This window comes from Vibrio sp. 10N.261.52.A1 (assembly GCF_002876325.1).
In the GTDB taxonomy this organism is placed as follows: Bacteria; Pseudomonadota; Gammaproteobacteria; order Enterobacterales; family Vibrionaceae; genus Vibrio; species Vibrio chagasii.
Map to the genome: position 1 here is coordinate 1 of NZ_MCYD01000826.1, position 9,536 is coordinate 9,536.

Genomic DNA, 9,536 nt, shown 5'->3' on the forward strand with positions numbered 1-9,536 from the left:
CAGTAAATATCTATTTTTACGTGAGCTCCTCCCCAAAATAATACTGAGTAGTGAACTGCCGTGAACTTTCCTGTTCGGTATTAAGAAGTGTTAATGTGACAAGTATAAGAATAGGCGGGATTTTTTTGTTTGTGTAATCAAATTGTAAAATTAAGACAAAAAAAAGCCCGTCTAAAACGGGCGAATAGTCACAGATGCATTACACAAAAGTGGATACTGATGTTACTCAGTGGATTCACTTGTACTGATTTGCCTAGGGGCTAGTCAGTAAATTCACAATAACGCAGATTTTTATCTGTGACTACTTATGCTTTAATTTTGATTAAATATTTAACTTTAATCTAGTTATCTTATGACGAGCTTCACACTAAATATGTATCTAGTGAAAACTAGGGAAAGAGTTTGCGATCAATCACTGTATTGATCCGATCATCGACTGATCTCAGCAATGATCGGCGCACATAGCGTCATGAGATCATTGGGATCCAGAGCGATACCTGCCATTCGATCCCCAGAGCTGATAGTCACCGTTGAATTATTCTGGATCGAGGGATCAAAGATGATCGGCATGTGCCTCTTTAATGCAAGCGGGCCAACACAACCGGCCTTAAAGCCAGTAATAGACTCTACATCGCTTAACGAGACACAGGTCATGCGGCGGCAATTTAGAATCGAGCGCACTTTCTTCGGATCGACTGAGCGATCACCAGCGGTGCACGCTAGCGCGTATTGATTACCCATGTCTTTGAGTAGAATACATTTCACCATTTGAGATGGGTTGATGCCTCGCTCTTGCGCGGTTTCTTCGATGCTGGTAGTTGGCTTGCTTTGCAGCAGCAGGCGATAATTTACCTGCTGCTGATCGAGCCATTGTGTAATCACTGTTTCCACGTAATTACTCGTCGTCAAGACTGTAAGGCAGTGGCAGGATATTCCAGATTTGCTCTGGTTGGGCAGTCAAGCGCAGTTGAACATCGTCATCCAGGTTGTTCGGCAGAACCATTAGACCAATCGCTTGGTTGTCAGCAAATTGATATACGTTGATCAGTCGACCTGCACCACGCCAGTTTTCACCCACGCTACGCTCTAGCTCAATAGGGCTTTCTAGTGTTAGCACTTCCGCTGTTGGGCCAGAAACAATGCGCATTTCACGTTTGTTCATGCCACGGTACTTAGCGCGAGCTACTGTTTCTTGCCCCGTGTAACAGCCCTTGGTGAAGCTAATGCCACCAATCGCTTGCAGGTTAAGTGCCTGAGGGATGTGCTCATTTTGCTCTGCTTTGGTTAGGTGAGGCTGAGCATCGATAATTTCATGATACTGCCATAGCGCCTCTGAGACTTTCTCCGCAGAACTGCTAGTGACCAAAGCTTCTGCAGCTTGTTCTGTTACAAGCAGAGCCCAGCGGTTTTCTGCGACTTGAACGGCTGTACCGCCTGAAATCGCACGAACTTTACCTTGGCTCTCTGAAATTGAGTCGATGTATTGATCCGCAGCTGCGCCCATCACACCGATAACCACATCGCTGGTTTGCTCAATATCGACTTTAGAGAAGACCGCGTATTTTTTGATTTCTAAGAGCTCAACTTCAATCGCAGACTTAGGCTGCATAAGCGCATAACCACCGTTGTGGTGGAACAGGCGGAAGATACTCCATACCTTTCCTTTTGCATCACAGTGGGCGCCTAATGTGGATTCATCATTAGGAAGAGTCACGACGTCGCACGTTACTTGACCTTGTAGGTACGATTTTTTGTCATCGCCTACCATGGTAATTGCACTCCAGTCTGACACATGTGTCATCATCAGTTCTGGAAGCGAATCATTTTGCGTATGAGCGTGCGGCTGAAAGGTGTTTTTCCAATCCATTTTATCTTTCCTAAGAATTTTATTTGGCTCTATGTTAATCCTGTTCTGTTTCTTTGTCAGCCTAGGTTTTTTTGTGAGCTGAGATAGGGACTGTGACCCACATAGTAGTTGCAGAGCGTATGACTTGTTACACTCCAAGAAAGAAAAATTATAGGTGAGGATAGCCAATGTACACTGCAGAGCAGAAAGCACGAATTAAATGGGGTTGCCGTCGCGGCATGTTAGAACTTGATGTAGTCATCATGCCATTTTTCGAAGAGTGTTTTGATTCATTGCAAGAGCAGGAACAGCGCGAGTTTGTTTCTTTACTAGAGTGTGATGATCCAGACTTGTTTACTTGGGTAATGGGCCACGGCCGTAGTGAAAACCTGGGTCACGCATCAATGGTTGATAAAATTGTCGCACACAACCTCAGCAAGGTTCGTTAAGCTCCAGCTTAACCCTTCGCATTTCGCATTATTAACAAAAGGCACTGTTTTCGGGTGCCTTTTGTTTTTCATCGTTGTCTCTTCTATTCCATTGGCTGTCAGCCTTTATTGTCTTTATTTATCCTTCAATCTGTTTCGTGCCAATCATATGCTTATCACCAGTGCTCAAGGGCGTTTTGATTATAAGGGTGATGGTGAGGTGCGGCTTAATGATCAGCTTTACAAGTTAAAGTCCGTCGACCAGATTTGGGCGCAATTCTTTATAAAATTACGATTTGAATGCGGTCACTCGATACTGCTATGGCGAGACAGTTGCCAAGATCAAGAATATCGGCACTTTTTGGCGAACTTACAACGAATGCGTTCGCTCAGCTAAAGTAATCGATTAGCCGTGAGATAAAAGAAAAGGGAGCACTAGGCTCCCTTTCATTTGATTACTTTTCATTGTTGGCGAATGCGCCAGATTACGATTGACGTTTCTCTGGTGTCAGAATCGTTGGGCCACTGTCTTCAGCAAGCTCTGGGTAATCCAATGTATAGTGCAGGCCGCGACTCTCTTTACGTTGCATCGCACAGCGAACCATTAGCTCAGCGACTTGAAGTAGGTTACGCAGTTCTAGAAGGTTGTTCGACACCTTAAAGTTGCTGTAATACTCGTGAGTCTCTTGCTGCAACATCTGAATACGACGCATTGCGCGCTCAAGACGTTTGTCTGTACGTACGATACCCATGTAATCCCACATGAATAGACGAAGTTCATGCCAGTTGTGCTGGATAATAACTTCTTCGTCACTGTTAGTGACTTGGCTTTCATCCCATGCTGGAAGTTCAGCACACAACTGAGACTGTTCAATGTTCTCAACGATGTGTTTTGCTGCTGACCACGCGTAAACCACACATTCTAGTAGTGAGTTTGATGCCATACGGTTCGCACCGTGCAGGCCAGTGTAGCTAACCTCACCAATCGCGTAGAGGTTTTGCAGATCCGTTTGACCATCTTTATTGACCATCACACCACCACAGGTGTAGTGCGCAGCAGGAACAATCGGGATCGGCTCTTTAGTCATATCGATACCCAAGTCCATCAAGCGAGTGTGGATCATTGGGAAGTGCGCGGTGATGAACTCTTCAGGTTTGTGGCTGATGTCAACGTACATGCAGTCTGCACCTAATCGCTTCATTTCGAAGTCGATTGCGCGAGCAACCACATCACGAGGCGCTAATTCACCACGCTCGTCGAAGTCTTTCATGAAGCGTGTACCATCCGGGCGACGCAGGTATGCGCCTTCGCCACGTAGCGCTTCCGTTAGTAGGAAGTTGCGCGCTTCTGGGTGGAACAAGCAGGTTGGGTGGAATTGGTTGAACTCTAGGTTTGCTACACGACAACCTGCACGCCAAGCGATAGCAATACCATCACCAGAAGATACATCTGGGTTAGAGGTGTATTGGTAAACTTTGGATGCGCCGCCAGTAGCAAGTACAACAAATTTAGCGCGTACGGTTTCTACGTGTTCTTGGTTACGGTTCCAGATGTAGGCACCGATAACCTTGTTTTTCGAGCCACCAATTTTATCTTCAGTGATCAAGTCAAGCGCGTTGTGGCGCTCGAAGATCTCGATGTTCGGGTGATTCTTGACGTTATCTTGCAGTGAAGTTTGCATTGCCATGCCGGTTGCATCGGCAGCGTGCAGGATTCTGCGGTGGCTGTGTCCACCTTCACGAGTTAGGTGGTACTTAGGTTGACCATCAGTGCTGTTCTCATCTTTATCAAATGGAACACCGCCATCAATCAGCCATTGCACACACTCTTTAGCATTCTCAGCAATGAATTGAACTGTATCTTCTTCACATAACCCAGCCCCGGCAATTTGAGTATCTTCAACGTGAGACTCAATACTGTCAGACTCATCGAACACCGCAGCGATACCGCCTTGTGCGTAATACGTCGATCCTTCGCTGCGTGGTCCTTTGCTTAATACAATTACTTTTGCATGTTCTGCTACGCGTAAGGCTAATGACAAGCCTGCCGCACCACTTCCTACCACTAATACATCACACTGATGTTCACGGTTTGCGTTCATAAAACTTATTAAATCCCGGGCTATAGTCGAGTTGTCCACTCTCAATTGACTTTGTCTTGTTTTAGGAGTCGCGGTAAGACTGTTATAATCTCCCCAGAGTCGTCCTAAAACGCTATGCAAAATCAAGATATAGACAGCTATCTAGAAATATTTAATTGCTCAATACCATTGCTTTTGCTCAAGTTTCCCCAAATTGATAGGGATAGCTATTTTTATTACATCACATTGTGAAACAATAATGGCAAATAATTTTAAGAAAGTTGGAACTTTCGGTATTTGGCTTAGTCACAATAGTGCTCTTGTAGACGGTGGTGTCAATACTACATTTCGCATAATTAGTACCCATATCTGTGAAGGTGAGGGTTATAACAATAGGAGTACCCGCTCGAATGAACGAGCAGCTAACCGATCAAGTGTTGATTGAGCGAGTTCAGAGTGGAGATAAGCAAGCATTTAACTTACTAGTGGTTAAGTATCAAAACAAAGTTTGTAATCTTATCTCTCGATACGTGAATAATTCCGGTGATGTACCTGATGTAGCACAAGAAGCTTTTATTAAAGCTTACCGCGCGATACCTAATTTTCGTGGCGAGAGTGCCTTCTATACATGGTTGTACCGAATTGCCGTGAACACCGCTAAGAATCATATCGTTGCCCAGAGCCGCAGGCCTCCCGCAACGGATGTAGATGCAGAAGATGCTGAATATTACGAAACAGGCAGCGCGTTAAAAGAAATATCGAACCCTGAGAACTTAACGCTGTCAAAAGAATTGAAACAAGTCGTTTTTGGAGCGATTGAAGCGCTACCAGAAGACTTAAAAACTGCAATGACGCTGCGTGAGCTTGAAGGTTTGAGCTACGAAGAGATTGCAGAAGTAATGGATTGCCCTGTAGGAACCGTACGTTCGCGTATCTTCCGAGCTCGTGAAGCGGTGGAAAAGAAAATTAAACCTCTTTTGCAGCGCTAGAACTTGTAATAATTATGGTGAAAATAATGGCTGATAAAGAAAAGCTTTCGGCACTCATGGATGGTGAAACGATCGATAAAGTTCTCATTGTAGATCTAGAATCTGATCAAGAAAGCATGAATACCTGGCAGAGTTACCACTTAATTGGTGACGTTATGCGTGGGGATGCGCCAGAAACTAAAAATTGGAACATTGCGGATAGTGTGGCAGCAGCGCTTGAAGATGAACCTGCACACAGTGCAATGCCAAACCTGCACCAAGTGAATGTTGAACCTACTGTTGATCCAATTGAAGAGCAACCAAAACCTCAGCAAGCGAAGCGTCAGCTTCCAGCGTGGTTACAACAGTTTGGACAAGTTGCTGTAGCAGCGTGTGTTTCTTTAGCGGTTGTATTAGGTGTTCAACAATATGGTGGCAGCGATCCAGCGGCACCAGAACAGCTCCCTGTACTACAGACGATTCCATTTGCGGGATCCGCTGAGCCAGTAAGCTTAACCCGCGAGTCGGTAGAGAGACCGGCTTCTGAAGCAAACTTGCAAGAACAGCGCAAACGCGTTCATGCAATGCTAGAAGATTATGAGCTACAACTAAGATTAAACAGTGATGCGTCGCCTATGGAAGATGCACATCTAGAATCGGACATTGAATGAAGAAAATCCTGGTCAGTGCACTGACACTGTTCAGCTTGATGTCTCCAACAGCCTTTGCAGAGGAAACAACTGCAAAGGCGTTGTTGCATCAAATGAACGAGGCCAGTCAGCATCTAAATTACGAACTCTCTTACATACTGATCAAGAAGAGCAGTATTGAACCTCTTGTTTATCGCCATGCGGTTAACGACGACCAACAACTCGCACACCTTGTTTACCTGAGTGGCCCTGTTCGTGAAGTGATTCGTCGCGGTAATGAAGTGAGCTACATCGAACCGGGTACAGAGCCGTTTACGATCCAGTCAGGCAGTATGGTTGCGCCTGTTATTCCGATGATCAATCGAGATATCGAATCCCTGAATCAGTACTACGACTTTGTAAAAGTTGGGCGTTCTCGTGAAGCGGGCAGCACTACTCAAGTGTTACGCGTAGTGCCAAAAGATGGCCTTCGTTACTCTTACGTGGTTTGGGTAGACGAGAAAACCAGTCTTCCTCTACGTGCCGACCTATTAGACCGTGATGGTGAAATACTGGAACAGTATCGAACAATCTCTTACGTGGTGAACGATAAAATCGCTGAAGCCATGGGCGGCTTAAACCAAGCGCAACTGCCGAAGGTTTTATCATTACCTGAAGGTTTGGTGAGTGAGACCGACTGGCAAGCTTCATGGGTGCCAGAAGGGTTTAAGTCAAAAGAATTGAGCCGTTACCAAATGGCAGCGACCGATAAAATGGTCGAGAGTCAGCTTTTCAGCGATGGATTATTTAGCTTTTCGGTATATATCGCCGACAAAGACGAACACTCATTGAAAGGCCAGTTGGTACGTCAAGGACGCAGAACCTTGCACAGCTTAGTGATTGGCGACAGAGAGGTATCTGTCGTGGGTGATATCCCGCCAGCGACAGCTAAGCGTATCGCTCAATCTGTGACTTTCAACAATCAGGTATCAGCGCAATGATGACCGCGCTGGCTACCGTTAGCTCAGTTGAACAAAAAGGTAAGCAATACTTTGTTCAACTGAGCTGCGAACAACAAACCAGTTGCAGCAGCTGCTCTTCACAAAAAAGCTGCGGCACTGGTATTGTCACCAAAGCGGTTGGCAACAAATCCTTGTTTTGGCAATTAAAAACCAAAAGCCTTGTGAAAGCGGGTCAGATTGTAGAAATCGGCTTTCCTGAAAAAAGCCTACTTCAGTCTGCAGCTATTGTTTATCTCATCCCACTTTTCATGTTGATGATTGGTGCTGGCATTGGACAACTCTTATTACAACCCTTACTTCAAGGGGGCGAGGGGATTGTTATACTGAGCGCAGCCCTATTTACAGCTGGTGGTATTGCTTTAGCGAAGCGACTCGCTAAACCGATGGAAGACAAATCCAAGCAAGAAGTCGTATTGATTCGAATCCTAGGTGAGCCGCTCGTCTAATTTATGATGCGTCTTGCTGTTAAATTGGGTAGAATCTGCCAACTTGATTGAAATGCCGCCACCGTTAGCTATTTTTAAATAGTTTTGCGGCTTTCTTACCGTCCTAATTTAAAGAGTTTGTCACACCAAATTATGAAGCACATTCGTAACTTTTCGATTATCGCCCACATCGACCATGGTAAGTCGACCCTATCTGACCGTCTAATCCAAGTTTGTGGAGGATTAAGCGATCGTGAAATGGCTGCACAAGTCCTTGATTCGATGGATCTTGAGCGTGAACGTGGCATCACCATCAAATCTCAGAGTGTGACACTAAACTACACCGCAAAAGATGGTGAAACTTACCAACTTAACTTCATCGATACTCCGGGACACGTTGACTTCGCATACGAAGTATCACGTTCTCTTGCGGCTTGTGAAGGCGCACTATTGGTTGTCGATGCTGGTCAAGGTGTAGAAGCTCAGACTCTAGCAAACTGTTACACAGCGATCGAAATGGATCTGGAAGTTGTGCCAATCCTCAACAAGATTGACCTTCCAGCAGCTGATCCAGAGCGCGTATCTGAAGAGATCGAAGAGATCGTAGGTATCGACGCGATGGAAGCAACACGCTGTTCTGCGAAAACAGGTATCGGTGTAGACGATGTTCTAGAAAACATTGTTTCAGCAATTCCTGCTCCAGAAGGCGATCCTGAAGCGCCACTACAAGCACTAATCATCGACTCTTGGTTCGATAACTACCTTGGTGTTGTTTCTCTTGTTCGTATCAAGAACGGTTCTCTGAAGAAGAACGACAAGATCAAAGTAATGAGCACCGGCCAAGTTTGGGGTGTAGACCGTCTAGGTATCTTCACGCCTAAGCAAATCGATACTACAGAGCTAAACACTGGTGAAGTAGGTTGGGTTGTTTGTGGTATCAAAGACATCCTAGGTGCACCGGTTGGTGATACGCTAACACTGGCTAAAAACGGCTGTGAAAAAGCGCTACCTGGCTTTAAGAAAGTAAAACCACAGGTATACGCGGGTCTGTTCCCAGTATCATCTGATGATTACGAAAATTTCCGTGATGCACTAGGTAAACTAAGCCTAAACGATGCTTCTTTATTCTACGAACCAGAGAACTCTGCAGCACTTGGTTTCGGCTTCCGTTGTGGTTTCTTGGGTATGCTTCACATGGAGATCATCCAAGAGCGTCTAGAGCGTGAATACGACCTAGACCTAATTACAACTGCGCCAACCGTAGTATACGAAGTTGAAAAAACAGACGGCACTCAGCTGTATGTTGATAGCCCAGCTAAGCTGCCTGCTATCAATGATATCAACGAGATTCGTGAGCCGATTGCACGCTGTAATATCTTAGTACCTTCTGACTACCTAGGTAATGTAATCACACTGTGTGTTGAGAAGCGTGGTGTTCAGGTTGATATGATTTATCACGGCAACCAAGTAGCGGTTGTGTACGATATTCCAATGGCTGAAGTAGTACTGGACTTCTTCGACCGTCTGAAATCAACGTCTCGTGGTTACGCATCACTGGATTACAACTTCCAACGTTTTGAAGCATCAAGCATGGTTCGTGTAGACGTACTTCTAAACGGTGACACAGTTGATGCACTTGCGATGATTACACACAAAGATCAATCGCAAACTCGTGGTCGTCAGCTTGTAGAGAAGATGAAAGAGTTCATCCCTCGTCAAATGTTTGATATCGCGATTCAAGCGGCTATCGGTAACCACATCATCGCTCGTTCTACAGTTAAACAACTGCGTAAGAACGTAATCGCGAAATGTTACGGTGGTGACGTGAGTCGTAAGAAGAAGCTTCTGAAGAAACAGAAAGAAGGTAAGAAGCGTATGAAGCAGATCGGTAACGTAGAACTGCCTCAAGAAGCATTCTTAGCAATTCTTCACGTTGGCAAAGACTAGTATCAATCGTACTAACTAACTGCTAAATATTACTGGTTAAAATCGCTTATTTCTTTGTTGCAAAGTTTTGTAATTAGGCCCACTAGTCACTGCACTTTGCGCCTCGAACTAAGCGATTTTTCCTGCGTAATCTTTTAAGCATCTAGTCAGTTTGATTGATAAAAATTAGAAATATTAAGCAGAGTGAAAG

At 45.0% G+C, this 9,536-nt stretch carries 10 protein-coding genes; 7 read left to right on the plus strand and 3 right to left on the minus strand.

What is annotated here, in order from left to right; genetic code table 11:
• Nucleotides 1-429 precede the first annotated feature (429 nt).
• Nucleotides 430-891, minus strand: a complete 462-nt coding sequence (locus BCT81_RS17555; RefSeq protein ID WP_102425286.1) for a YbaK/EbsC family protein — start codon at nucleotides 889-891, stop codon at nucleotides 430-432.
• A gap of 4 nt (nucleotides 892-895) precedes the next feature.
• The gene (gene ygfZ, locus BCT81_RS17560) at nucleotides 896-1,867 is read right to left on the minus strand and encodes a tRNA-modifying protein YgfZ (protein WP_102425287.1); all 972 of its coding nucleotides are present in this window, start codon (nucleotides 1,865-1,867) and stop codon (nucleotides 896-898) included.
• A 167-nt stretch (nucleotides 1,868-2,034) separates the two neighbouring features.
• On the opposite strand from ygfZ, the gene BCT81_RS17565 reads away from it, so the two are divergent.
• Both BCT81_RS17565 and BCT81_RS30005 read left to right on the plus strand, forming a co-directional pair.
• Complete coding sequence (locus BCT81_RS17565; protein WP_004735374.1) at nucleotides 2,035-2,295, plus strand: succinate dehydrogenase assembly factor 2; 261 nt, start codon at nucleotides 2,035-2,037, stop codon at nucleotides 2,293-2,295.
• Nucleotides 2,228-2,671 carry a protein YgfX gene (locus BCT81_RS30005; protein ID WP_347232113.1) on the plus strand — a complete coding sequence of 148 codons (444 nt, stop codon included), beginning with the start codon at nucleotides 2,228-2,230 and terminating at the stop codon, nucleotides 2,669-2,671. Before BCT81_RS17565 ends, BCT81_RS30005 begins: the two co-directional genes overlap by 68 nt.
• An 88-nt stretch (nucleotides 2,672-2,759) precedes the next feature.
• Here the strand turns inward: BCT81_RS30005 and nadB are convergent, their stop codons facing one another.
• Entirely contained in the window at nucleotides 2,760-4,376 is a 1,617-nt protein-coding gene (nadB, locus tag BCT81_RS17575) for an L-aspartate oxidase (RefSeq protein ID WP_102425288.1), read from the minus strand.
• Nucleotides 4,377-4,765: 389 nt separating this feature from the next.
• On the opposite strand from nadB, the gene rpoE reads away from it, so the two are divergent.
• The 5 genes from rpoE (at nucleotide 4,766) to lepA (ending at nucleotide 9,346) form a co-directional block, all read left to right on the plus strand.
• Entirely contained in the window at nucleotides 4,766-5,344 is a 579-nt protein-coding gene (gene rpoE / locus BCT81_RS17580; protein ID WP_008223963.1) for an RNA polymerase sigma factor RpoE, read from the plus strand.
• Nucleotides 5,345-5,370: 26 nt separating this feature from the next.
• Nucleotides 5,371-5,994, plus strand: a complete 624-nt coding sequence (locus BCT81_RS17585; RefSeq protein WP_102425289.1) for an RseA family anti-sigma factor — start codon at nucleotides 5,371-5,373, stop codon at nucleotides 5,992-5,994.
• A complete protein-coding gene (rseB, locus tag BCT81_RS17590) occupies nucleotides 5,991-6,953 on the plus strand; it encodes a sigma-E factor regulatory protein RseB (protein WP_061032435.1) in 963 nt (320 codons plus the stop codon). Before BCT81_RS17585 ends, rseB begins: the two co-directional genes overlap by 4 nt.
• Nucleotides 6,950-7,420: a SoxR reducing system RseC family protein gene (locus BCT81_RS17595; protein WP_004739029.1), complete on the plus strand. Its 471-nt coding sequence runs from the start codon at nucleotides 6,950-6,952 to the stop codon at nucleotides 7,418-7,420. The genes rseB and BCT81_RS17595 overlap by 4 nt, the downstream gene beginning before the upstream one ends.
• Before the next feature lie 132 nt (nucleotides 7,421-7,552).
• Nucleotides 7,553-9,346, plus strand: coding sequence for a translation elongation factor 4 (lepA, locus tag BCT81_RS17600; RefSeq protein ID WP_063524078.1), 1,794 nt, complete (start codon nucleotides 7,553-7,555; stop codon nucleotides 9,344-9,346).
• Nucleotides 9,347-9,536: the final 190 nt, after the last annotated feature.

Coding starts and splice junctions, on each gene's coding strand:
- nadB (WP_102425288.1), bottom strand. CDS start 4,376: ATGAACGCAAACCGTGAACATCAGTGTGATGTATTAGTGGTAGGAAGT.
- lepA (WP_063524078.1), top strand. CDS start 7,553: ATGAAGCACATTCGTAACTTTTCGATTATCGCCCACATCGACCATGGT.
- ygfZ (WP_102425287.1), bottom strand. CDS start 1,867: ATGGATTGGAAAAACACCTTTCAGCCGCACGCTCATACGCAAAATGAT.
- rseB (WP_061032435.1), top strand. CDS start 5,991: ATGAAGAAAATCCTGGTCAGTGCACTGACACTGTTCAGCTTGATGTCT.
- rpoE (WP_008223963.1), top strand. CDS start 4,766: ATGAACGAGCAGCTAACCGATCAAGTGTTGATTGAGCGAGTTCAGAGT.
- BCT81_RS17595 (WP_004739029.1), top strand. CDS start 6,950: ATGATGACCGCGCTGGCTACCGTTAGCTCAGTTGAACAAAAAGGTAAG.
- BCT81_RS17565 (WP_004735374.1), top strand. CDS start 2,035: ATGTACACTGCAGAGCAGAAAGCACGAATTAAATGGGGTTGCCGTCGC.
- BCT81_RS17585 (WP_102425289.1), top strand. CDS start 5,371: ATGGCTGATAAAGAAAAGCTTTCGGCACTCATGGATGGTGAAACGATC.